Consider the following 25,576-nt stretch of genomic DNA (forward strand, 5'->3'; position numbering starts at 1 on the left):
AAAAAAAACAAGTAAAAACGAATATCCGTGACCATCGTGGCAAGGCAGGAAAGGGTTTAAGGATTTACACCGCGCATCAATTTGTCTTGAACTCCGCCACATCCGAAGTCGAGGTATTATTATTACTATCGCGGGTAACGATTTTCCAGTAATAGGTAGTGCTGGGATTTACACTTACATTGCTTATAGTGGGCGACTTGATGTGGCTTTTATAAAGCGGGGTTGATGCCGTTGTTCCAAAATATAAATCATAATCAACTATGTCATTATCGACAGAGCCACCCTGCCAACTCAATGTAATTCCGGCGGATGATGGCACAGTAATTATCCGCCCCATTGCAGGACTTAAATTATCGGCTGGAAAAGGTGCATAAGTTGTTATTCCATCTCCGGAATTATAAAATTTCCAGGTTTCGCTTTTGGCGGTACTACTGCTTTGGTTAGATTTGGAAACAACATACCATGAATAAGGCGTATTTCGGCTCACTGTCACATCTGCACTGTTACCCGCCGCAGCTGTAGCCAGCGTATCGCCTGTAAGCAAATTTTTAACAACAACTGTATAACTATCGGAATTACCACCATCGTTCCAGTGAAATTGAATCGTGCTGTTCAATTGCGAAACTACCGCACCTGATACACAAACCGCGTTCTGAGCCGGAAACACTAATATAGCACTCTTTGGTGCCGGTGGTGTGGGTGATACATTGTCTGTATGTTTTCCGGTGCAACCGGCTATTAATAAACTTAATACTATAAGTAAAAATGAATATCTCATTGTTTTAATACTTTAAATATAACTGAGGTAGAGCCAAGAGTAACCCTTAGCACATAGGTACCGATCATAAAATTTGGCACGTACACTTGCAATTTACCATTATTGTTTGCGGCTTGTTTATTATAAACTATTTTGCCAAATGAATCGCTAATAGTTATCCCTGCAGTTGATACCTTGCTCCCACCCAGGTCAATATTCAATACATCGATAAATGGTACAGGGTAAACGGTAATCACATCCATATTAATTACCTTTTGTATAACGCCCTGACAGGCCTTATCAGTCTGAATCTGCAGCTGATTGGCACCGTTATTCAAAGGTAGATTTACTTGGCTGGCATTTGTTTGATAAGTTTTTCCGTTAAGATTAATGTAATAGGTATTAGCCCCTGCCAAATCTATAGTTACTGTCCGTGAAGTTTGATTAACAACCGAATAAGCCGAAAGTAACTTTGGCTCGGTTACGTTTACCGAGTAACACCGTTGGAAAGTACTATTTCCGGATATACCAATACATATATTATACACGCCTGTATCAAGGCTATTAATAGTTAGGTTATCAGTAAAGGAAAGATTCTTTGTAAAGCCGCCTGGGCCGGTGACTGTAACTGTGTAGTTTAATACATCCTGGGCTTTGATGCCAATAGAGCCATTCGCGCTGCCCCGACATGATGCACTGGTAACAGAAACCATAAAATTACTGTCTGGTAAGGCTACTTTCCCTTGCTGTATAACAACATTCAAAACGGAGGATTTTTGCATATTCAACGCTTTGCTGGTTTCTACAACTGTAACCAGGCCATTACCTGGCTTGCCCCAGTTAACAGTAGCCTGGTTAGATGATGACTTAATACTAACATTGTTGGTTGCCGTCCAGCTAAAAGAGTTTGTACTCACAGGAGTGGAATAAATTATATTAGCGGCATAATTTGCCACTGTATCCGGACCGGTTATCTCCGGAGCCGGCATATCTTCTACATCAACGGCTATTGTTCTGCTTTGTCCGTTGCTGCAGTTGTTATAAGGTGTAACTTGTAACGTATATTTGCCACCGTTTTTCCAGGATACGATGACTTGGTTATTATGATATTCTACAAACTGAGCACCTGAAATATTCCATTTGTAATAGGTGTTTGGTACTGCTGCAACCGTATAAGCTGTTTTTATCCCCGAAACAACAACTGTATCTCCGGCAATGTAACCTGCATTTACGGGCGGCAGGCTTATATTGTTCAATTTCATCAGCCAGCCGCTATATCCAGCAATGAACAGCTGTCCGTCATTTATCTGGAAGCTCGGGAAGCCATATCCATTTCCAGGTTGAAGTATCTGAGACCAGTTTAGGCCTCCGTCTACGGTTTCGTATATCTGCGTTCCCCCTTGTCCTTCATCGTATGCGGTATATGCATAACCATGCATATTGTCAACAAACTGCATATTCATAATATCCAGCTGCATTGACGTAGTTAGTTGTGTCCAGGTTTGGCCGCCATCGGTAGTTCGCAGCAAAAGGCCCTTAACTCCTCCTGCAAGCCCTGTTAATGCATCAAAAAAATGCAAAGAGAGTATAATCTGATCGTCTTGAAAATTTGTCGATTTCCAGGTACTTCCTCCATCTGTAGATTTATAAAGAGGCATCTCAATACCTGTGGTATAAACTGTAAGCCGATCGGCAATGCTGATGTTTCGAAGGCCCAAACCAAGCGGCTTTAATACAGGAGACCATGTATCTCCGCCGTCATTTGTCCGGTATAGTGTTTGCCCATTTGCGTAGAAGCCTAAATTTGAATTATAAAAAGTAACAGGTACTGCAACAGGTGTGGTTGTATCTTTGTTTTTTAACACCCAGGTATTGCCTCCGTCTGTTGATTTATAAAGGTTATAATCATCTGCATAAAAACCGGTATCGGCATTTAAAAAAACACCGGTTGTTAAATAATCACCATATGGTATACTGATATTCATCGGCTTCCAGGTTGTGCCACCGTCCGTGGTCTTTAAACTTGTACTACCAAAAACATACCCGGTACCATTAGCAAACAGATTGCCCGCAACATAAGTGCTATTGCCAATATAAGATTGTTGTACCCATGTGCCTTTGCCGCTACCAGTGTAAATAACGCTTCCTTGCTGCGCAGTTGCTCCCAATCCGTCAGCATGCCCCACCAGGCAAAGATTCGTACCTTTGTTATCAAAAGCCAGTGCAGTAAATACACCTGCCTGGCCAACAGTTTGCATTGTCCAGGTATGCCCACCATCGGCAGTTACATATAAGTAAGCACTATTAAATCCTGCCAGCGCATAACCGTTGTTTGAATCGCGAAAGTAGATACGGTCTACTATTCCATCTGATTGCAAAACACCGCTGCGTGCCCATGTGTTGCCGCCATCTGTTGTTTGCAAAACATCGCCGTTATTACTGGTCATATAACCAACTTTAGCGCTAACAAAGGTGATGTTACTAAAGTCTGTACTTGATCCCACCGCACTTACAGAGATAGCCTGCCATGTGTTTCCACCGTCGGTAGTGCGCACAAGCGTACCGGATGAACCGCAGATAAAGCCTGTATTTTTATCGGTAAACCATACGCCGTAAAAGTTACTTTCATAATTGGTGTAGGAAAGCTGATTCCAGTTATGTCCGCCGTCGGTTGTTTTGAATACCGAACTTGGATTGTATGCATTACTGTTTGTAACTACATAACCAACAGAATCAGAAGCGAAATACATATTCGTAAAACCTGACGCATATTGCGGACTTGGCGGCCAGGTAAGCGGAAACCATGTATTTCCGCCGTCTTCGGTTTTAAGCATCGGTGGCGACTGGCCCGATATGTACCCTGTTTTACTGCTGGTAAATTGTACCCTGTAAAAATCATTCGTTATACCGCTATTTACTTTTTTCCAGGTTTGCCCTGCATCATCCGACTTAAGGATTACACCACCCGTTCCCACTGCAACGATACGGGTACCTGCGTAAGTTGCATCATTAAGTGAATAGGTTAAATTTTGAAATGATTTGGCGCAGGCTTCTGCCAGGTTAGCCTGCTGATTGCTTACCTTGATTGCAAATATTTTTTGAATAGTTGAGGTTCCCATGGTAGCCTGTACCCGGATAGAATATGTATTTCTGATCGCAAAATTAAAGATTGAGGCAGATTGCAACGTTCCATTTACTATCGTAAAACTACCGTTATCGGCACTACCGTTGCCTGCTACCAACTGGTATTGGTATCCGGAGCCATTAGTCACCCCGAAAGCTCCTATTGAGGTATTTACAGGTAACTTTTCGCTGATGACCTTATTTGATAAGGTAAAAGCGGCATTGCTGTCGGCAAAAACAATCTCTTTATTAAGCCCCCCGGAAGGAACTACGGGCGTTTTCATCACTGTACCAGACGCCGTGCCGTTTAAATTATATATAAAGTCCGTTTCGCCGCTGTTATCATTACTTTTTATTGTTAGCAACGCGCCAACCTGTTCGGCTTTAAGTGGCGAATATAACAGGTTAAAACTTGTTTGGCCGCCCGGCGGTAAAGTTTGGGGCGGAGTACCATTTACATAAAAGGACGCTCCCGAAACGCTTATTTCGCTAAAAACAAGTGCATTGTTACCTGTATTGGTCAGATTTACCTGATTAGTCACCACGCTATCTGGTTTTGATGCAATAGCTGATGTAGCCCCATTAACCAGTTTTTGTTGTTTCATGCTAACTTGCAACTGTCCGGCCGGCTCATTATTCCAAAGCCCTACGGGATAATTTGAATTAATTGTAAAGTAAAGATGGCCGTTGCCATCAAACAAACCTTGAGGCTGAGTTGGCTGATTGATGGCCTGACTGGCTGTAGTGCCGTTGTAACTCCATAATGCGCCCTGACTGCTAAAAAATAATTTACCGTTTGATACTACGGGCGTAATATTGTAGTCTACCATAGCATTTGCAGCTTGAACAGTACCTGCGGCAGTTCCATCCGAAGTATATAGCTTAGCATTAGAGGTAGCAGCAAAGTATAATTTGTTATTAAAATTGACAAAGTTGCGCATATTATTGTACGCAAGCCCCTGCGGCCAATCGTATGACCCAACTATTTTTGTACCGGCTGGGGTGCAGTCACTCGTCCATAAAACATCAGTGCCGCTTGAACCTATACCGCTGGTGCGGATGGAGAAAAAAAAGTTGGATCCCACCGCGGTTATGTTGTCGATAGTACTGGTAGAATAACCGCCCGGGTTAAATGACTGAAGCAGAACAGGCTTACTGCTTGATGGCGACAACGCATAAAGATTCACGTTCTGAAAGTAGTAGTTTTCATCAGTAATGAAAACCAGATTATTGTTTATATTGGTCAGCATACCAAGAATCTGGTTATTATCGACAGGGATTTGTTTAGTACCGGCAGCCGTACCGTCTGATGCCCAAAGCCCGTTTTTGCTAAAATATAACTTATTACCCGCCACTACTAACTGTGAAATAATAGAATAGTCATTTACAGTTACCTGCACCGTACCATTTGATGTGCCATCAGTTTTCCAAAGCGAAAAGGTGATCCCATCGGATGTTCCTACAAAATAAAGAAGACCATTGTAAGTTGTAAACAGCCTGGGTTGGAAACCGTAGCCTGTAGGTGTAGGGCCTACATTTTTAACCATCATTGTGCCATTGACTGTACCGTCGCTTCTCCACAACTGTGTGCCATGAATACCATCATTGGCTGCGAAATAGGCGTTGCCTTTAAAAATGCCGATAGATGTTATGCCCGATCCGTTTGTGCCGGTGTAAATGTCTTTCACCATCACCGTGCCGGCTACTGTACCATCTGTTTTCCATAATTCCGGTCCGTGTATGCCATCATCACCAGCAAACAACATCCCGTTGCCGAATTGTACAAAAGCCGACACCGAATTGAAATTCTTTATAAAATTTTGCGAATGAGCTTCGGTAACCCCAATAAAACAGGCAATAAAAAACAAGCCTAATTTTTTTATCATAACAATAATTGTAATAAGCTACTTAGTTAACAAGGTTATAATCAAACATGAGTAAATCACCGGAAACATAACAGGAATGATGTAATGCGTAGGATTAATAGGCGCAGTACCTTTGTTAAGAATTGTGATAAATATATGTTTAGTTATGCGTACTAAGTTAAGTCATATTTTCATAATGTACAAAGGAGAACTTTTAACAGAAAAAGATAACATTAAAGCATTCATCGGTATCCCGCATAAAATCTATAACGGCATGTAAATGACCAAAAAAACCAATCAGTATCAGTTGTTGGCAATACTTACAAATCTTGCGGGAAACATTTGGCAGAATTAATACCTAACTAACAACTTGAGTTAATTAATAAAAAGTCAGTTAAAATATCTTACAGCTACAGCTTGGTTATTTTGCAAAAAAAAACCGCCCCATAACAGGGCGGCCTTCAAACCAAACTAACTACTTTATGAAAACAGTCTTTAATTATTTTACAGCTATTTCTCTTGTTTGAAATTTAGCTTCTTCTCTTTTTGCTACAGTAAGTTTCAAAATACCATCGGTATAATCTGCTTCAATTTTTGATTGATCGGCACTTTCAGGTAATGTGAATGACCTTACAAATGAATTGTAGCTGTATTCACGTTTGCTAAATTTTTTACCTTCTTCAACATTTTCGGCTTTCTTTTCTGCAGCTACACTTAATACATTTTTGTCGAGATTGATTTTAAAATCTTCTTTCTTTAAGCCAGGTACAGCCAGTTCAACATGAAACTCATTTTCGGTTTCTGCGATGTTAGCTGCAGGCACACGGGCAATCAGTTTATCACTTAAAAATGAATCATTGATCAGTGAATCAAATACATCACTAAAAAATGGGTTAGCTGAAGTGTTTTTAAGGCCGTTGTTAAATTTTACTAATGTCATTTTTATATCCTCCTAAAGTTTTGTTTTTTGTTAACTTCGTAACCTATTGATCAACTGCTGTACCAACAGCAAAACCGCCTATATTAAACGACAAAAAGTCACTATTAAATATTTTAGGCAGACAAAATGACCGAAAATGGCTGAAAAACTTACAGATTATAAATATAAAACCCTTATCCCTATCCGCTTTTCGGATATCGATTCATTTGGACACGTAAACAACGCAGTATATCTTACTTATTTTGAAATAGCCCGGATTGGTTATTGGAAGGAAATTATCAACTGGGACTGGAGCAATACCGGCATTATCCTGGGCCGGTCGGAGATCAACTATCTTAAGCCTATTACTGTTCAGGATAATATTGCCTGCTATGTACGTACCATCCGCATAGGCAACAGCAGTTTTGATATGATGCATGTATTGGTAAAAATAACCCCCAATGGCGAAGAAATTGTAACAACCGGCAAAACGGTTTGTATCAGCTACGATTACTCGGCCAATAAATCTGTTTCTATCCCATCACCTGAAAGGCACAGGATGATCAATTATGACGAACCGAGGTTAATTCTGAATACGAATTGATGTATTGATGTGCAAATTTCAAATGTGCAGATGAAACGTGTATTGTACAAGATTTCAAATGTACGAATATGCATATGTAGCTTATCTACGCTTACATATCTAATTCAAGCATTTGCACATTTGAAATCTGCATATTTGCACATCCATAATCTGCACATCTGAAATCTAAAATATCTTTCCCGGGTTCAAAATTCCTTTAGGATCAAACACGTGCTTTATTCCTTTCCACAACGCAAAATGCATTTCCGAATATTTTATCGGCATAAACTCTTTTTGCACCAGGCCAATTCCGTGCTCACCCGACAAGGTGCCGCCAAGCAATACAGTTAATTCAAATATCTCCTGGATGCCGGATTTGAGCTTATTATTCCAATCTTCATCGCTCATGTTGGCTTTAATGATATTTACATGCAGGTTTCCGTCGCCTGCATGGCCATAACAAACTGATTCAAAGCCGTATTTAGCACCCGTTTCTTTTATTCCTTTAATTAATTGTGGCAGTGCAGCACGCGGCACAACGGTATCTTCCTCTTTATAAACCGAGTTTGATTTCACCGATACTGCCATGGTACGCCTTAAACGCCAGAGTTCTTCTTTTTGAGCGGTCGAATCGGCAAACAACACATCGCGGCAGTCAAACTCTTCAAGCACTGCATTTATTTTTTCACAATCGGTAAAAATCACGTCCTGGTTGGTACCATCTACTTCAATCAATAAAAACGCTTCAATACCATCCTGCAAATCAAAAGCAATATCATCATGCTCCTTAACCCACTCCACTCCTCTTCGCTCCATAAATTCCAGTGCAGACGGGATGATCCCTGCCCTGAATATAGCCGAAACAGCTGCGCAAGCCATTTCATTGGTTGGGAATGAGGCCAGCATCAAAGCATCTAAAGTTGGAGCAGGAATAAGCTTTACCACAATTTTGGTAACAATGCCAAGAGTGCCCTCCGAACCAATCATCAATTGGGTTAAATTATAACCCGATGCATATTTAAGGGTGTTTGCACCCGTCCATATGATCTCGCCCGATGTTAAAACAACCTGTAAGTTCAACACATACTCCCTGATGGTACCATATTTAACAACGCGCGGCCCGCCTGAACCATGGGATACGTTGCCTCCAATAAAGCAACTGCCTTTACTGGCCGGGTCAACAGGGTATAACAAGCCTTTTGCAGCCACTGCGTTCATGAACTCCTCGGTTATAACACCGGGCTCGACAGTGGCCTGCAGGTTTTGTTCATCAATTTCAAGGATTTTATTAAAACGTTCCATGGCTATCAGCAAACCACCATTAACCGGCAGGGCGCCACCGCTTAAACCAGTACCTGCCCCGCGCGGCGTTACCGGGATCAGGTTTTCGTTACAGATTTTCAACAATGCAGCAACCTCTTCGGGGCTTTGCGGGCGGGCTACTACTTCCGGATAATAAACCAGGTCTTCGGTTTCGTCATGGCTGTACTTTTCAAGGCTTTCGTGGCCGGTTAAAACATTACCGGTGCCAACAATTGCGGTTATAGCCTCTAATATTTGAGCCGATATTTTATTGAATTCCATGATCAGGATTTCTTGTAATTTATAATAACAGCCGAATGCGCTACCTTACCGCTTAAGGGCGGAGTAAGTTTTTTAATGGTAACCTCAATACTTTCAACAAACGGGTATTTCTTTTTTATACGATCGATAATTGCCTGACCAACGGTTTCAATCAATTTACGTGGTTGTTTCATCTCTTCGCATGTTATAATATACACACGTTCATAATCAACAGTTTTGCTTAGATTATCTTCCAGCAAATCGCCGGGAGGCACAAAACCAACATTCACATCAACTAAAAAACGGCAACCTATTTTTTGTTCTTCGGGATAAAATCCATGGTACGCGAAAAACTCCGCGCCCTGCAAGGCTATATTGATCATGGCCAAAAATAAAAAAAAGCCCTCTCTAAATCTCACTCTCTATAGAAAGACTTTTCAAAATATTTTTATTTCGGCTGATTTCCAGCACCTCAAAAAATATTTTGCAATCAAAAACATGCTTTAAACCGTTTAAACCTGCTTTTTACCATAAAGTGGCTTCACGCATCAAAAAACGGCCTTTTCGACTTGCTTTTACCGGCGATAAATGCTTTATATTTGCCCACCAACTATAATATTATGGCCAAAACAGATCTGTACGAAGCCCCCGATTATTATTTATTAGATGAGTTACTAACCGATGAGCATAAACTGATCCGCTCATCAGTTCGTGATTGGGTGAAGAAGGAATTGAGCCCCATTATTGAAGAATACGCTCAAAAAGCTGAATTCCCTTCACAGCTGTTAAAGGGCCTTGCCGAAATAGGCGCTTTTGGGCCTACCATACCGGTAGAATATGGCGGAGCAGGCTTAGATTATACTGCTTACGGCATTATTATGCAGGAATTGGAGCGCGGCGATTCGGGCATCCGTTCAACAGCATCTGTTCAGGGTTCGCTGGTGATGTATCCCATTTATGCCTACGGCAGTGAAGAACAGCGTAAAAAATATCTGCCCAAGCTGGCGAACGGCGAATTAATGGGATGCTTTGGGCTTACCGAGCCCGATCATGGCTCAAACCCTGGTGGCATGACCACCAACATTAAAGATGCCGGCGACCATTATATCCTTAATGGCGCTAAAATGTGGATCTCCAATTCGCCTTTTGCTGATATTGCAGTTGTTTGGGCCAAGGATGAAGCTGGTAAAATTCGCGGGCTGATAGTTGAGCGCGGCATGGAAGGTTTCACTACACCTACAACCCATAATAAATGGTCGTTAAGGGCATCGGCAACCGGTGAGCTTGTTTTTGATCATGTTAAAGTCCCCAAAGAGAACCTGCTACCCAACGTAGCTGGTATAAAAGGCCCCTTGGGTTGTTTAAACCAGGCTCGTTATGGCATTGCCTGGGGTGCATTAGGCGCCGCGATGGATTGTTACGACACAGCCCTCCGTTACACCAAAGAACGTGAGCAGTTTGGCCGGCCAATAGCAGGATTTCAGCTTCAGCAAAAAAAACTGGCCGAAATGATAACTGAAATTACCAAAGGACAGTTGTTAGTTTGGCGCCTTGGGGTACTTAAAAACGAAAACAGGGCTACTCCTGCCCAAATATCAATGGCTAAGCGAAACAGCGTTGAAACGGCCATTACTATAGCCCGTGAAGCCCGGCAAATGCTCGGCGGTATGGGCATTACCGGCGAGTATCCTATTATGCGGCACATGATGAACCTTGAATCGGTAATAACTTATGAAGGTACGCATGATATCCACCTGCTTATTACCGGTATGGATGTTACCGGACTCGATGCTTTTAAATAATGGATAATCAATATACTTTGACTTTTAGCAGCGCCGGTGTTATTCATGCGCATAAATATTGCTCATTATAATTATGAGCGTTATATTTGTTGTGTAACCACTTAATGTTGTCAACCCCTGATAGCCCAGTTAGTTTAAACAAACTGCTGGTCAACCATTTAATTTGGCTGGCCCTCGCTTTTCTATTGATATTTAATTCCTGTGCAAATAGCATCAATGATACAGGCGATTACTCCAGGCAGTTTAAAACAATATTTGATACGGTAAACCTGTATAATGGCGAAAGGTCTCAACCACATAAGGGCATTCGGTACCTTGACTCAGCTTACCGTACTATAAAAAACCCATTTGTAAGCGACAGGTTCCGTTTTTATGCCTTCCATTTTCTTTACAATTTAAAAGGGCTGCATGACCCTAAAAAAGCCATGCTTTATGCTGATACGATGCGGGCTGTGGCTACCGAAAGTGTTACCCCGGATCAGCATATTAAATTAACTGCCGAAGCCGATTTCGCTACCGGCGATGCCTATTCGGCCCTGGTAAGGTACGATCAGGCTTACAGGTATTTTTACAAGGGTTACTCTATCGGCAAAAACGCCATTGACGATGCCATCCTGGCCGAATACACCTACCGGATGGGGATGATCATGTTTAAACAGGGGCATTTTAGAGAAGCGGCCAATTATTTCAAGATCAGCCACAGGCAAAGCTATGCCTATCCCGATGATTTTCGCGCCTTTTACCAGCGACAAGAACTTTTGGATAATATTGGCGAGAGCTATAAAAACAGTGGCGATATTGACAGCTCAAGCTTTTATTTAAATAAAGCGCTTGTTTATATCAATGAAAACAGTTCCAGGTTTGCCGAAAGAGCAAACCTGCTTGAAGTTGCAAGAGGTGTGGTATACGGCAACCAGGGCGATCTGGCTTTATTAACCCATAATTATAACCAGGCACACGAATTACTGAAAAAAAGTATCGCCATTAATTTAAAACAAGGTTATGACAACCGCGATGCCGAATTAACCGAAATAAAACTTGCCCGGCTATATTTAATAACCAATAAACCAAACGACCTTTTTGAACTGCTGAAAAGACTCCGCGCCCAGCTCGATGCTATCAAAAATGATGACGCTGAAACCAACTGGAATGGGTTAATGAGTACTTATTACCTGCAAAAAAAAGATTACCAGAATAGCTTGTTGTATTTAAAAAACTATTCATCATTAAAAGATTCGGCAACAAAAAGGACTTCATCGTTAAAACGGACGGATATTAATCAACAACAGGCCAATTTTGATAAAGAAAATCAGATAGAAGACCTTAAAAGCCACAATAAACTGCAATTGATATACATTTACCTTGCTGTGCTTTTTTCAGTGATGGCAGTGATCATTATCTTCCTTGTTTTTCGTAACCTTAAAAGGTCAAAAAGAGATATCGTAGCTATAAAAACACTAAATGACCAAATTAAGCTGCAAAAAACGGAATTAGAAAACACACTTGAAGAAGTAAACCGGGGTAGCCGGGAAAAAGACCGAATTCTACGGGCTGTAGCACATGACCTCCGCAATCCGCTCGGAGGAATAGCATCGTTATCGGCCTCAATGGTTGATGATGCACGTGATGAAGAACAAACAGACCTGATCAACCTCATAAAAGAAACTTCCTATAATTCCCTCGAACTCATTAATGAAATCTTAGAGGCGGCAAATACTGCCAACATGACTTTTAATAAAGAATGGGTTGAAATTAACAGCCTCATTAATAAAAGTGTTGATCTGCTGCGGTTTAAGGCGGCCGAAAAAGACCAGGATATCATGCTTAGCTTATTGGATACACCTACTGAAATATTGATAAACAGGGAAAAAATATGGCGGGTTATCAGCAACCTTATCAGTAATGCCATAAAGTTTAGTCCCAAAGGTGCCGTTATTTATGTAATTGTAAACCAAAAACATCAAGGCGTTGAAATATGTGTTAAAGATTACGGTATAGGTATTCCTGATAAATTACAGCAACAGGTGTTTAATATGTTTACCGAAGCTAAACGGCCTGGCACCGACGGCGAAAAATCATTTGGCCTCGGGCTTTCCATCTGCCGTCAAATAGTTGAAAAACATAGCGGCAGGATCTGGCTAAAAAGTGAATCAAATAATGGTTCAAGTTTTTACGTCTATCTTCCGGCTCAGGCGTCTTAATATATCAGTTATTCCAAACCGATTTACTTTGAACGGATGATAAATAGATAAAAAAATTGGTAAAACGGCCTGGTCATTTTTATTTTTTTTATAGATTACCCTTGTTTTACAACTAACTCTAAACCTCGCATAATTTAATATTGATGTTTATATACACAAGCTTCAGGCAAATATGGCTAACCGGTAATATACAGGGTTGTTTGCTTTTTGTTTGCTTTTTGCTGATAACCACTTCATGCGGGCAACAGTCAAAGGGCTTTCTTTCGTCTTCAGCATATAATAAAGCCGTTGACACTGCAACTATAATGTATGATAATGGGCATCATAAAGCAGCAGTAAATTATCTTGATTCAGCTTTCCGTCATTCAAGCAACCTTAGCTTCAAACAAGTTTATAATTACTATTATTTTATCTACAATTATGCTTCGCATATAAAGGCCGATCGAAAAATGGCTTTGCTGTACGCCGACAGTATGCTCAATGTTTTCGATACGCCGGAGAAGAAGCTAAAATTTACCAGTGAATATGGACAGGCTCATCTTGCCAAAGGAGACGTGTTATTTGACGAACATCGTTACAACGAAGCTTACGGTTATTTTTACGAAGGGAAAGTAATTGCCAATAATAACCTTGATGAATGTACCATGGGTGATTATAGCTATCGCATGGGCATGATACTATATAAGCAGGAACATTACAGCCGGGCCGCAGAATATTTTAAGGAAAGCTTTGATGAAACCAGGTCATGCGAAGGGAACTTCAATTATTTTTATCGCAGACAGGAATTATTGAATAATATAGGTTTAAGCTACAGTAAAATGTTGATGAATGATAGTGCCATGTATTTTTACAACAAGGCCCTTGATTACATTAATGATAACACAGCAAGGTTTAAAGACAGGCCCCAAATGGGGGAAGTATCCAAGGGCGTTGTATATGGCAATATGGCTGATATAAGTATCAGGCAAAAAGATTATAACAAGGCTAAAAGCCTGCTTAGAAAAAGTATAGCTATCAATCTGCGCAAAGGAAACGATAATAATGACGCTCAACACTCCGAATTAAAACTTGCATCTATATACGATCGGCAAAACTTAAATGACTCTTTATTAAACCTCCTCAATATTATCAGCCTCCAGTTTGATAGTGTTCAAAGTCGGGAAACCAAACAAAACTGGCACTTATTGATGTCAAATTATTTCGAGAAGCAGAATAATCATCAGCAGGCAATGACGCACTATAAGCAATACGATGAGCTTAAGGACATCATAGTAAATGAAAACAAAAAACTAAAAGAAGCCGACGTTGCAGAACAGGTTAAAAGCCTTGAAAAAGATAACGAGTTTAATAACCTTAAAAAAAACAATGAATTGCAGCATATTTATCTGAGAGTAACTGTTGTTTTTGCCCTGATGCTCATTATTATCATTTCCCTGGTATTTTTAAACTGGCAAAAATCAAAAAAGAACATTAAAACACTTGGAAGCCTTAATAACCAGATAAACCATCAAAACCACCACCTTGAAAGCGCCCTCCGTGATTTAAAACTCAATAACCAGGAAAAGGACCGGATTTTACGCACTGTTGCACATGATCTGCGCAACCCTATAGGCGGAATAGCCTCGCTTACCAGCGTAATGACAGAGGAAAATTACAGCGACGAACAAAAAGAGCTGCTAAATATTATCCGGGAAACTTCATTTAACTCCATTGAACTAATCAATGAAATTCTGGAAGCCACTGAATCCGCTTCGGCTATATTACATAAAGAAGCGGTTGAAGTTAATTCCTTATTGAGCAATAGTGTTGAGTTGATGCGTTTTAAGGCCGCTGAAAAGCAGCAGATTATCAATACTTTCCTGTTAAATTCACCACTCGAAATTTACATTAGCCGTGAAAAAATATGGCGGGTGATCAGCAATCTGATCAGTAATGCTATTAAATTCAGTCCGGAAGGATCGGCTATTTTGGTTATGGCCATTGATTTGGAAAACGAAATCCAGATTTCAGTAAAAGATCACGGTATAGGGATTCCCGAAAAGCTAAAAAACCAGGTGTTTAACATGTTTACAGATGCCAAACGGCCCGGAACTGCGGGCGAAAAATCATTTGGCCTTGGCCTTTCCATCTGTAAGCAAATTATTGAAGATCATAACGGCCGTATCTGGTTTGAGAGCGATACCGAAAATGGCACGTCTTTTAATTTCACGCTCCCTAAAAACTAACAGCTTATTTCAAAAATCCAGCATACCACCTGCCGGATGCTTTAACCGTGCGCTGCTGGGTTGCATGATCAACATGGATCAGCCCAAAACGCGGATGATAACCTTCGGCCCATTCAAAATTGTCGGTGAGGGTCCACACAAAATAGCCATTAACCTTACAGCCTTCATTTTTTGCCTTTAACACCTGTGCTATGTAATCCTTTAAATACTTTAATCTTTTGGGGTCATTTACTTCACCATCAGTAACCTCGTCGGGAAAAGCTGATCCATTTTCCGTAACGATAATCTTTTTAACATTAGGATATGCATCATATTTTTTGATCATATGGTAAATAGAAGGCGGGTAAACCTCCCAGCGCATAGCTGTAAGATCAACGCCCCTCTTTTCGGCTTTGACCATACTTGCTTTGATATAGGGCGTAAAAAAAGAATATTTTACAATTTCGCGGGTGTAATTCTGTATGCCGATAAAATCAAAATCAAATCTCAGCTTATCCTCGTCGCCGGGGTAAAAATACTTTTTCAGGTCGTTAAGCGCAGGCAGGTCTTTTATTGGGTAACCCATGCCCAACAAAGGTTCAATATATAGCCGATTGATCAGCGCGTCGGCACGAACGGCGGCAGCTATATCCCTGGGTTTATCGGTATAAGGCTCTATTTGCGAACACGAAAATGTGGTACCTATTTGCGTTGTTGAGGACAGCAATCTTCGCAGGATCCTGCCACCTTCAGCAATACTCATGGTAACGTGATGTATGGCGGGTACAAAGTTTTTCATACCACTGCGTCCCGGCGCATGGATGCCAAAAAAATAGCCGGCTCCCGTAAAAACTACAGGCTCGTTCATTACCATCCAATGTTTTACCCTATCGCCAAAGTTTTGAGCACAGATAGTGATAAACTCACTAAACCAGGTTATTGCTTCACGATTTGTCCAGCCGCCTTTAACTTCAAGCACATGCGGAAGGTCCCAGTGATAAACAGTTAACCAGGGTTCAACGCCTTGCTTAAGGCAGTAGTTAATTACCCGGTTATAATAATCAATGCCGGCCTGGTTAATTTTCCCGGTGCCTTCGGGCAAAATACGGGTCCAGGATATAGAAAAACGAAAATTGGGGATATTAAGTTCTTTTATGAGGTCGATATCACGCTCATACAAATTGTAAAAATCGCAAGCAGTTTGTGCATGGTCGCCATTCAGGATCTTTCCTTTTTTTGTGGTAAAAACATCCCACACAGATTGTCCTTTTCCATCGGCATCATGAGATCCTTCTACCTGAAAAGCAGCAGTTGAAACGCCCCATTCAAAGTCGGCACCAAAAAGATCTTTGCTTAAATGTATTTCCCGGTCAGTAAGTTCCATTAATTTGAGCTGCAAAAGCCCAAAAGTGCAATTATATTTATAAATGAAGAATTATAAGTGATAACTTAATGTATGAACGACGAACGCATACTTTTAAGCATAATCCACTGACGGAAATTGATCAGCAGTTTCGAAATATTGATAATGAATTTCATGCCCTTATGTTATTTAACTTTAAAAATAAAGGTAACAAGCAGATGTTTGCTGAATGTGACAACTATGTTATTTAATTGTTAACCAGCATTTTCATAAATATACAAAATTGCTTTAATACATTAGCCATTAATTTACAAACGCTATGAAAACACACTTTATAAAAATGTTTGGTTATAACCTGTTTGCCAATCAGCAGTTGATACAGACAATGGAAGCAAACGGTTCGCCGGAGGTAACGCTTAAACTGATGGGCCATCTGCTGGCCGCCGAACAGGCATGGCTCGAAAGATGCAAACTTATCCCTTCTTCTCTGCCTAACACATGGCCCGAAAATGTTACAATTGAGCAATGCAAAAAACAGGTACCGGAGCGTTATGAAGCATGGGTCACATTTTTACACGAAATCAATGAGGAAGATCTGAATAACATAATTCCGTATCATAGCTTTACCGGCGACTATTTTGAAAACCAACTTGGCGATATTATTACGCAGGTTCTTAATCATGGTACACATACCAGGGCCCAAATTGGGCAACAGCTAAAGTTTGCGGGTACAAAAACTTTACCTGTTACAGACTATAGTTATTATTTAAGAGTGTTAAACAGCTAAACATTTAGCATATTTGCCAAGTTTTATCACGCATCAAAAACCATGAAAAAACATCTATTCGCATCCGTGGGCGTTGCCCTGCTATTAGGTTGTACCGACACTAAAAAACAGGAAAAAGATCTTTTGAACCAGGTAATTGCCGTACATGATAAAGTAATGGCCAATGACGAGCAATTGATGAAAAATAAGATGCTGCTGGATAGCCTTGTAAAAAACAATGCCCCAAATATCAATAAAGACACAGCAAAAGTGTATTTAAAACTGGTGGATGATGCCGATAATGCCATGAGCGACTGGATGCATAAATTTGATGCGGAAAATAAAGGCAAATCGCACCAGGAAATTATGGACTATCTTGAAGCTCAAAAGAAGCTCATCAGCAAAATAGATACGCAAATAAATGTAGCTGTTACCGGCTCAACTAAATATATAACCCAAATACCGGCAAAAAAATGAGGAAATTGTGGATAGGCATTGTGATATTAATGCTTTTCAATGCCTGCAAATCAAATACTAAAACCGCCCTTCCCATATTGGGTTATAAAACTCCGGTAACTAAAACGGTTAATGGCAAAACAGTAACAGATACTGAGTACGCCACTATCCCACCCTTCGAGTTTGTAAACCAGTATGCTGATACCATCACTCAGAAAAACCTGGATGGAAAAATTTATGTAGCCGACTTTTTTTTCACCACCTGCCCTTCTATTTGCCCGGTGATGCACCGAAATATGCTTAATGTATACAAGGAGTTTAAGAATGATGATAACTTCAGGATCATTTCGCATACCATCGATCCCAAATATGATACCGTGCCTGTATTAAAACGCTATGCGGATAAATTAGGGATTGCGGGCAATACCTGGTGGTTGCTGCATGGTGAAAAAGGCGATACTTATAAAATTGCCAAAAGCTACCTGCAAAGTGTATCTGAAAAAAATCCCAAAGGCGAATACATTCATGATGGCTTCTTTATTTTAATAGATAAACAGAAACGCCTTCGCGGTACTTACGAAGGAACAGACCCGGCAGAAGTAACCAAACTGATTGCCGATATCAAAACCCTGAAAGCCGAACCTGACCAAATTGCCGCCAAATGAAATTAAAGGTAATAGGCATTATAGCCATTTTGTTAGTTGTAGTTGGCGCATCATGCCAAAGCGATGATCAAATTGAGTTTAAACGCTATTACTCGGGCGGGAGCCTTGTTTACCAGCAGCATTGTCAAAATTGCCATGGCGATAAAGGACAAGGTTTATCGGCACTTATTCCTCCATTAACAGATTCAATTTATTTAAAAAATAATAAGAGAAAACTTGCCTGCTTTATCAAAAATGGCCTTAAGGGAAAAATAACCGTAGCAGGCCGCTCTTTTGACGACCAAATGCAGCCTGATGATATAGCCCCTCTTGAAATTGCTAAAGTGCTTACTTACGTTACAAATTCTTTTGGTAATAATATGGGAACTGTTACATTGCAACAGGTTCAGGATGATTTGAATAATTGTCAATAGTTTTTGTTCATAGATGATAGTTCATGGTTCATAGTTTATGATAAATACCCTAAGCTATGAACCATGAACTACAAGCTTTTGCTATGATCTATGAACCATCAACCATGAACTAAACTAATTTCCCTATCTTTACAACCGCAAAACGTTCTATCGCTGCCAGCTTGTTTGGCGGAGGAAAGTCCGGGCAACACAGAGCATCCTGCTTCCTAACGGGAAGGCGCCGGCAGCCGGCGACAGCAAAGTGCCACAGAGAAAATACCGCCCGCTTAGGTGGGTAAGGGTGAAAACGTGAGGTAAGAGCTCACGGCGTAACCGGGCGACCGGATATGACGGTAAACCTCAGGAGTTGAAAAACCAAATAGGTCCTGAAAGCGGAGTTGCTCGCTCCCGTATTAGCCCAAGGGCTAATCGTTAGGATGGGTAGGTTGTTTAAATCTGTTAGTGATAACAGGGCCAGATAAATGATAGAAGTTGCCCTTTAACAAGGCAAAACAGAACCCGGCTTATAGGTTTGCTGCTGTATAACCCCTTGCTGTAAAGCGAGGGGTTTCTTTATTTACACCAATTTATTTTTAATAAATTTTTACAACCCCTGCAAACATTTATCCGCCTTAAACCTTTATAGCACATTAAAAGTGTTTGTTTTTCTATACAAACCCATATATTAGCAAACAACAATTACATATCGGTACATAATTACAAAACATGGCTAAAATTTTAATAATTGATGATGAACGGTCTATTCGTAACACGCTTCGCGAGATTTTAGAGTATGAAGATTACGAGGTTGAAGATGTAGACAACGGGGTTGACGGCCTTCAGTTAATTGAAAAAAAAGACTATGACCTGGTACTGTGCGACATTAAAATGAACCGCATGGATGGTATGGAGGTACTTACCGAAGGACTCGCCATTAAGCCCGATCTACCTTTTATTATGATATCAGGCCACGGCACGGTTGAAACCGCTGTTGAGGCCAGCAAAAAAGGCGCGTTTGACTTTATTTCAAAACCACCTGACCTTAACCGCCTGCTTATTACCGTTCGTAACGCGCTTGATAGGGGAAGCCTTGTTGTTGAAGCTAAGGTACTTAAACGTAAAGTATCAAAAGTACGCCCCATTTTAGGCGAATCGCAGGCTATCCTCAAAATAAAAGAAACTATTGACCGGGTGGCCCCAACCGATGCCCGTGTATTGGTTACAGGCGCCAATGGTAGTGGAAAAGAGCTGGTTGCACGCTGGCTCCACGAAAAATCAAATCGTTCAGCCGCACCCATTATCGAGGTAAACTGTGCTGCAATCCCTTCAGAATTAATTGAGAGTGAGCTATTTGGCCACGAGAAAGGCTCATTTACATCCGCCATCAAACAACGTATTGGCAAGTTTGAATCGGCAAATGGAGGAACGTTATTTTTGGATGAGATAGGTGATATGAGCCAGTCGGCCCAGGCTAAAGTTTTGCGTGCCTTACAGGAAAATAAGATTACGCGCGTAGGTGGCGAAAAGGAAATTGACGTTGATGTACGTGTAGTAGCGGCAACCAACAAGGACCTGCTAAAAGAAATTGAAGCCGGTAATTTCCGTATGGACTTGTATCACCGCCTAAGTGTAATACTAATCCACGTACCACCGCTTATTGAACGCAAAGACGACATCCCGCTGTTAACTCAAAGCTTTTTGGATGAGATTTGCAATGAATATGGCATGCCGGTTAAAAAGATCTCTGATGCTGCACTTGAGGCCCTTAAAGCCCTGCCATGGACCGGTAATATCCGTGAACTCCGCAACATGGTTGAGCGCTTGATCATCCTAAGTGATAAAGTTATTACAGATAACGATGTTAGAGCGTTTGCAAACCCATCTGCACCGGCAGCAGTCGGCACTGGCAGCACAGCCGCTCCTGCCCCGCAAACAGATTTTGATCAGTTCAATAACTTCCAGGAATATAAGGACTTCGCCGAGCGTGAATACATCAAATTCAAGCTGGAGAAAAACAACTGGAATGTGTCAAAAACTGCTGATGATATCGATATTCAACGCAGTCACTTGTACAGTAAAATTGAAAAATTTGGCCTTAAACGCGGCGAATAAAATAAACTTTTGAAATTATTTTAAAAAGCATCGGCAAATATGATAGCCGGTGCTTTTTTTATGTTATTATTGTATCTCAATAACCTTTATTAACACCATGAAAACCTATTACTTAGCATCTTTTTTACTGTTCGCCCTATGCTCATGCGGTAACCAGCCAAAGGCAACTACAGAAACAACCGAACCGGCCGGTAAGCTTGACGGGACCTGGCATCTGATATCAAGTAAAAGCATTATGAAGGGCGATACTACAGTAACCACCCCTCCCAAAGACCAGGAAATGTTTAAGATGTTTAACGCCACTAACTTCGCCTTCTTCACGCATGACCTGGTACACGGCAAAACAGCCAAACCGGTTTATTCGTCGGGCGCGGGCACTTATACCCTATCCGGCGATGATTATACCGAGCACCTGGCTTATTGCGATGCCCGCGATTGGGAAAACAGGGATTTCAAATTTAAGCTCACTATGAAAAATGACACCTTGACTCAAAAAGGAATTGAGAAGATAGACAGCCTCAAGGTTGATCATGAGATCATTGAAACTTATGTAAGAGTGAAATAAACCTTAAAACTTATATTTAAAGCCCGGCGTGTTCCGGGCTTTTTATTTGCACAGTCCCGTCCTAAACGAACCGAACAGCATTTCACCTCTACAATAACAATAAATCGTAACCTGCGCGGTAACCCATTCGTTAAAACCTAAATTATCCCTGTTTATAATAAGTTAAACTTTATTGGAAAGCCTTCACAAAAAGTTAACCGGTTGTTGTTTGCAAACGATGGAATTTATCGGAGAAGTCTTTTTATCGGCCCGGATTTAATTGTAGTTTACCCGCTAAAAACCAGTCAGAGAATGAAGCTGTTAATTAACCATAAGATGCTGTTAGTGTTATCGTTATTTACTTTTTCATTTAATCGCTGCCGGCCGCAAAAAAGCTCAGAAAGCATTACAACTATTAAATCTATTCACACAATTTCAGCTACGAGTTCAAATATTCCGCTTAAAAACATGTTTGGCATAAACGCGTATGAATGGAATTTTTTGCAGGATCCCGCCAATCCGGAGCAAAAAGGAGCCATTTACGAAACCAACATGAACCTTATCAAGTCATTCAGTGCAGTAAGGCATTATTTAGGCTGGGCCCGGATGGAAAGCACTAAAGGCAGCTATACCTTCAACCCCACTCATAAAGACAACTGGAACTATGATCTCATTTATAGCCGTTGCAAACAGGAAGGCATATTGGTTTTGGCAGATATAAAAAATTGTCCGCCATGGTTGGTTAATACTTATCCTAACAATATGCGGGATCTTGAAAATGCGCCGCTTATTTATGGCTTAAGTAAGGCTGATCCGGCAAGCTATATTGACCAGGCGCACATGGCCTTTCAATTTGCCGCCAGGTATGGTTATAATACTAATATTAACAGGGCATTGATAAAAGTTGACACCAGCATGCGATGGGCAGATGACTCGCCTAACCAGGTAAAAGTGGGCATGGGCCTTATAACTTACGTAGAGTGTGATAATGAGCGCGATAAATGGTGGAAAGGATCGGCAACACAACAAACCGCTGAAGAGTATGCAGCTAACATGTCGGCCTTCTATGATGGCAACAAGGGGAAGTTAGGAAAAAATGCCGGTGTAAAAAATGCTGATCCTAATATGAAAGTGGTAATGGGTGGATTAGCTACAGCCGACATAAATTTTGTAAAGAAAATGGTAGAGTGGTGCCGCATCAACCGTGGTTACAGAGCCAACGGCAGTATCAATCTGTGTTTTGATATTATTAACTACCACTATTACAACAATAACGGTAATATTTTAACACATCAGCCTGCCACGTTTGGCCTGCCGCCGGAATTGTCGATGGCGGGGCAAATTGCTGATTCGTTTGTTCAGTATGCAAATTCTTTTGTTAAACCAATCCCTGTTTGGGTAACCGAGTCTGGCTACGATATAAACAAGGGAAGCTATCAGAGAGCTTTAGATGTAGGGCAAAAGACATCGAAAAACACCCAGGCAGATTGGATTTTAAGAACTTCGCTTCTTTACATCAGGCATGGTATACAACGTGTATTTTATTACCAGCTTTTTGACGATGCTCCTAATGTTGCTGTTCAATATGCTACATCTGGTTTAGCCGAAAATGGCAAACGCAGACCTGCTGCCGATTTTATATTGCAAACATCAAAATTAATGGGTAACTACACCTACACAAGTACCATTAATGCCGATCCACTGGTTGATAAATATCTATCGGGATCACAAAGCATGTACATATTAACCATCCCTGATTATCAGGCACGTACAGGTACATATACACTTAATCTTGGTACAGCTAAAGCAAATGTTTATACACTAAAAACAGGTGCCGGTAATGTTGTTAAAACAACCCTAAAAACAGTTAACGGGAAACTTATTGTTAAAGTAACCGAAACACCAGTCTTTGTACAGGGCACAAACTAACTAAATGCCGCAAGATTATCCCTTACCTCGTTGGCGTACGTACCGCCAAACAGGTTTACGTGAACCAACAGCGGATAAAGGTTCCAAAGTTTAAGACGCTGTTGCCAGCCAGGCCGTAACGGAAATTCCTGGTTATAAGCCTCATAAAAAAAGCGGTCAAAACCACCGAAAAGCGTGGTCATCGCAATATCAAACTCACGATTGCCATAACTAACCGCCGGATCGATCAGGTAAGGTTTGCCACTGGTATCAATCAAGTAATTACCTCCCCAAAGGTCTCCGTGCAGTAATGCGGGTGGTTCTTCCGTAAATAAACCTGGAAGCTTTTTATAAAGCTGATCAAACTGGTGAATATCGGTCCGGGAGAGTTCCTTTTTGTCTACCGCCATTTTTACCATCGGCTGCAACCGCTGTTCAATGAAAAAATCGCTCCACGTAGCATACCAATTATTAGTTTGAATTAGCGAACCCATATAATTGTCAATATAAAAACCAAATCGGGTATTGGTTTTTTTATGCATTTGAGCAAGCTGCATTCCCAACTTAGAAGAAGCAGGCGCATTAGCAGAACCAACATTTATCCACTCTAAAACAAGGTAACTATCATTGCCTAACTCTCCCTGCAAAACAAACTCAGGAACTGCAATTGCATTAGTTTGGCGAATAGCCTTCAACCCCTGCTGCTCTTTCGCAAACATATTGGGGAACTTATACCTGTCATTTACTTTCAATAAATAACTGTGATCGTCGCATTGCAAATGGTAGATATCGTTTATATCACCACCGCTCACTGCATTAACATTAATGATTTTAATATTGAGTTTACTTTGAATATAACTTAATAAAATATCGGGGATGAAGTTTTTAAACATAGGCGATAATAAAATCATCAAATCTTACCAGGCTAAATTATTTGTTTTAGCACACAATTAAATTGCAATAATTATATTCGTGTAATATTTAAGTCCTTATCACAAAATTAAATGGAGAATCAAATTCCTGCAGCTGTTCAATTAACAGAAAACTGCGCACACTGCAACACGCAAGCAAAGCCCGAAGACACCTTTTGCACCCAATGTGGCTATCCGCTAAAGGGGACTGAAGCCGAACAAAACATATTTATTTCAGAACGGCAGGTTGAAGAAATAGACATGTTTACCTATAATAAAACGCTTAAACAGGCGGGTACAACATTATATTACCTGGCAGGAGTTTTTATTTTGAGCGGCCTGGTTTATTTTTTCATGCATAAAGATGAAGAAGATGTAGTAGCTGTAGTCATAACCGATTTAATAATGGCGGCTATGTTCTTGGTTTTGGGCGCTTACAGCAAAAAGAAACCCTTAGCCTGTCTCATATCAGGCTTGTCGCTGTATGTGATTGTCCAGTTGTTAAACGCCATAGTTGATCCTATATCTATTGCCAGGGGTATCATCATAAAAATAGTGATTATTGGCTATATGATCAAAGGCATTAAATCGGCAATGGAAATAGAAAAAATCAGGAAAGAAAAACATATAGCTTAGTCTTTTGCTGTCCGAACAACACCAAGCAACAGAAGCAGTACATTGCATACAATGTGGTGCATCAAACGCCGTCAACGTAAAGTTTTGCAGCAACTGCGGCTACCGGCAAGAGGATCCGGCAATCGATGAGACCGCCCATAACTGGCAATTGCTTAAGCAAGCTGCTTTGTTTTACGGGGTTTACATCGTGGTATGTGCATTGTCGTCGTTTGTTGACTACTTTAAAACAGTTGGCTGGTTCCTGGTAGTTGAAATTATCGGTGCCGGAACCGCGGTATTGTTTTTTACCTATAACTGGAATGATTATAAAAAACAGCTCCGCTGGCCTTCATTTTCATGGCAAAAGTTAGCTGCTTATGGATCGATTGCAATGGCCAGCAACCTGCTGATCCATTACATTTCAAGTTGGATCAATATTATCATCTTCTCGCGAGACTATTACTATTACTCCATTTTTGCCGGCATGCCTGGCGCTGCCTATTTGATTATATTTTTCACTGCGATAACTCCGGCTTTGTTTGAAGAACTTGGCTTTCGGGGATATCTGCTGCAATCGTTGTTAAATATTGCCGATACCGGGCAGGCTGTTTTCATTTCAGCTTTCTTGTTTGGTATTATTCACCTCAACTTCGTTTCCTTGTTCTGGTTAATCCCATTCGCTTTATTTCTCGGCTATGTTAGGGTAAAGGAAAACACTATCTGGTATGGCGTATTCTTTCATTTTTGCTTTAATTTAACCGCTTGTTTATTTGAGTTACTATAGTGTTAAAGAAATAAAAAGCCAATTAAAAACTCAATACCAAATT

At 40.8% G+C, this 25,576-nt stretch carries 20 protein-coding genes and 1 other RNA gene; 14 read left to right on the forward strand and 7 right to left on the reverse strand.

From position 1 onward, the window contains the following. Window positions 1–76 precede the first annotated feature (76 nt). From IEX80_RS06060 to IEX80_RS06070, 3 genes are all read right to left on the reverse strand, one after another. The gene (locus IEX80_RS06060) at window positions 77–778 is read right to left on the reverse strand and encodes a hypothetical protein (RefSeq protein ID WP_188832322.1); all 702 of its coding nucleotides are present in this window, start codon (window positions 776–778) and stop codon (window positions 77–79) included. Further along, window positions 775–5,766, reverse strand: coding sequence for a YCF48-related protein (locus tag IEX80_RS06065; protein WP_188832323.1), 4,992 nt, complete (start codon window positions 5,764–5,766; stop codon window positions 775–777). Before IEX80_RS06065 ends, IEX80_RS06060 begins: the two co-directional genes overlap by 4 nt. 478 nt (window positions 5,767–6,244) lie before the next feature. Continuing rightward, window positions 6,245–6,685: an Hsp20/alpha crystallin family protein gene (locus IEX80_RS06070; RefSeq protein ID WP_188832324.1), complete on the reverse strand. Its 441-nt coding sequence runs from the start codon at window positions 6,683–6,685 to the stop codon at window positions 6,245–6,247. Window positions 6,686–6,821: 136 nt separating this feature from the next. On the opposite strand from IEX80_RS06070, the gene IEX80_RS06075 reads away from it, so the two are divergent. Next, entirely contained in the window at window positions 6,822–7,268 is a 447-nt protein-coding gene (locus IEX80_RS06075) for an acyl-CoA thioesterase (RefSeq protein WP_090525969.1), read from the forward strand. 165 nt (window positions 7,269–7,433) lie between these two features. Here the strand turns inward: IEX80_RS06075 and IEX80_RS06080 are convergent, their stop codons facing one another. Next, the gene (locus tag IEX80_RS06080; protein WP_188832325.1) at window positions 7,434–8,831 is read right to left on the reverse strand and encodes an FAD-binding oxidoreductase; all 1,398 of its coding nucleotides are present in this window, start codon (window positions 8,829–8,831) and stop codon (window positions 7,434–7,436) included. Between the two features lie 2 nt (window positions 8,832–8,833). After that, entirely contained in the window at window positions 8,834–9,193 is a 360-nt protein-coding gene (gene folB, locus IEX80_RS06085) for a dihydroneopterin aldolase (protein WP_090526249.1), read from the reverse strand. A gap of 237 nt (window positions 9,194–9,430) precedes the next feature. Between folB and IEX80_RS06090 the strand changes: the two genes are divergently transcribed. The 3 genes from IEX80_RS06090 to IEX80_RS06100 all read left to right on the forward strand — a co-directional run bounded on the left by IEX80_RS06090 (window position 9,431) and on the right by IEX80_RS06100 (window position 15,038). Next, a complete protein-coding gene (locus IEX80_RS06090; protein WP_188832326.1) occupies window positions 9,431–10,612 on the forward strand; it encodes an acyl-CoA dehydrogenase family protein in 1,182 nt (393 codons plus the stop codon). A 104-nt stretch (window positions 10,613–10,716) separates the two neighbouring features. Next, a complete protein-coding gene (locus tag IEX80_RS06095) occupies window positions 10,717–12,813 on the forward strand; it encodes a sensor histidine kinase (protein WP_090525973.1) in 2,097 nt (698 codons plus the stop codon). Between the two features lie 143 nt (window positions 12,814–12,956). Further along, window positions 12,957–15,038, forward strand: a complete 2,082-nt coding sequence (locus IEX80_RS06100) for a tetratricopeptide repeat-containing sensor histidine kinase (RefSeq protein WP_188832327.1) — start codon at window positions 12,957–12,959, stop codon at window positions 15,036–15,038. Between the two features lie 4 nt (window positions 15,039–15,042). Here IEX80_RS06100 and IEX80_RS06105 read toward each other — a convergent pair whose 3' ends face one another. Next, window positions 15,043–16,401 carry a GH1 family beta-glucosidase gene (locus IEX80_RS06105; RefSeq protein WP_188832328.1) on the reverse strand — a complete coding sequence of 453 codons (1,359 nt, stop codon included), beginning with the start codon at window positions 16,399–16,401 and terminating at the stop codon, window positions 15,043–15,045. A 298-nt stretch (window positions 16,402–16,699) separates the two neighbouring features. Here IEX80_RS06105 and IEX80_RS06110 point away from each other — a divergent pair, with 298 nt between their 5' ends. The 8 genes from IEX80_RS06110 to IEX80_RS06145 all read left to right on the forward strand — a co-directional run bounded on the left by IEX80_RS06110 (window position 16,700) and on the right by IEX80_RS06145 (window position 23,244). Continuing rightward, window positions 16,700–17,167, forward strand: a complete 468-nt coding sequence (locus tag IEX80_RS06110) for a DinB family protein (protein WP_188832329.1) — start codon at window positions 16,700–16,702, stop codon at window positions 17,165–17,167. A 42-nt stretch (window positions 17,168–17,209) separates the two neighbouring features. Next, the gene (locus IEX80_RS06115) at window positions 17,210–17,623 is read left to right on the forward strand and encodes a hypothetical protein (RefSeq protein ID WP_188832330.1); all 414 of its coding nucleotides are present in this window, start codon (window positions 17,210–17,212) and stop codon (window positions 17,621–17,623) included. Next, window positions 17,620–18,267 carry an SCO family protein gene (locus tag IEX80_RS06120; RefSeq protein ID WP_188832331.1) on the forward strand — a complete coding sequence of 216 codons (648 nt, stop codon included), beginning with the start codon at window positions 17,620–17,622 and terminating at the stop codon, window positions 18,265–18,267. Before IEX80_RS06115 ends, IEX80_RS06120 begins: the two co-directional genes overlap by 4 nt. Next, entirely contained in the window at window positions 18,264–18,680 is a 417-nt protein-coding gene (locus IEX80_RS06125) for a c-type cytochrome (protein WP_188832332.1), read from the forward strand. The genes IEX80_RS06120 and IEX80_RS06125 overlap by 4 nt, the downstream gene beginning before the upstream one ends. A 134-nt stretch (window positions 18,681–18,814) precedes the next feature. Beyond that, an RNA gene (gene rnpB, locus IEX80_RS06130) (RNase P RNA component class A) lies at window positions 18,815–19,202 on the forward strand. Window positions 19,203–19,385: 183 nt separating this feature from the next. After that, window positions 19,386–20,771, forward strand: a complete 1,386-nt coding sequence (locus tag IEX80_RS06135) for a sigma-54-dependent transcriptional regulator (protein ID WP_090525980.1) — start codon at window positions 19,386–19,388, stop codon at window positions 20,769–20,771. Window positions 20,772–20,868: 97 nt separating this feature from the next. Further along, complete coding sequence (locus tag IEX80_RS06140) at window positions 20,869–21,336, forward strand: DUF4488 domain-containing protein (protein WP_090525981.1); 468 nt, start codon at window positions 20,869–20,871, stop codon at window positions 21,334–21,336. 447 nt (window positions 21,337–21,783) lie between these two features. Continuing rightward, window positions 21,784–23,244, forward strand: coding sequence for a hypothetical protein (locus IEX80_RS06145; RefSeq protein ID WP_188832333.1), 1,461 nt, complete (start codon window positions 21,784–21,786; stop codon window positions 23,242–23,244). Here IEX80_RS06145 and IEX80_RS06150 read toward each other — a convergent pair. Continuing rightward, on the reverse strand, window positions 23,241–24,116 hold the full coding sequence (locus IEX80_RS06150) for a fructosamine kinase family protein (protein ID WP_188832334.1): 876 nt from the start codon (window positions 24,114–24,116) through the stop codon (window positions 23,241–23,243). The two genes, IEX80_RS06145 and IEX80_RS06150, sit on opposite strands and share 4 nt — an antisense overlap. Before the next feature lie 111 nt (window positions 24,117–24,227). On the opposite strand from IEX80_RS06150, the gene IEX80_RS06155 reads away from it, so the two are divergent. Both IEX80_RS06155 and IEX80_RS06160 read left to right on the forward strand, forming a co-directional pair. Then, on the forward strand, window positions 24,228–24,770 hold the full coding sequence (locus tag IEX80_RS06155; RefSeq protein WP_090525984.1) for a zinc ribbon domain-containing protein: 543 nt from the start codon (window positions 24,228–24,230) through the stop codon (window positions 24,768–24,770). A 4-nt stretch (window positions 24,771–24,774) separates the two neighbouring features. Next, window positions 24,775–25,533: a CPBP family intramembrane glutamic endopeptidase gene (locus IEX80_RS06160; RefSeq protein ID WP_188832335.1), complete on the forward strand. Its 759-nt coding sequence runs from the start codon at window positions 24,775–24,777 to the stop codon at window positions 25,531–25,533. Window positions 25,534–25,576: the final 43 nt, after the last annotated feature.

Source organism: Mucilaginibacter rubeus, assembly GCF_014643835.1.
GTDB lineage: Bacteria > Bacteroidota > Bacteroidia > Sphingobacteriales > Sphingobacteriaceae > Mucilaginibacter > Mucilaginibacter rubeus.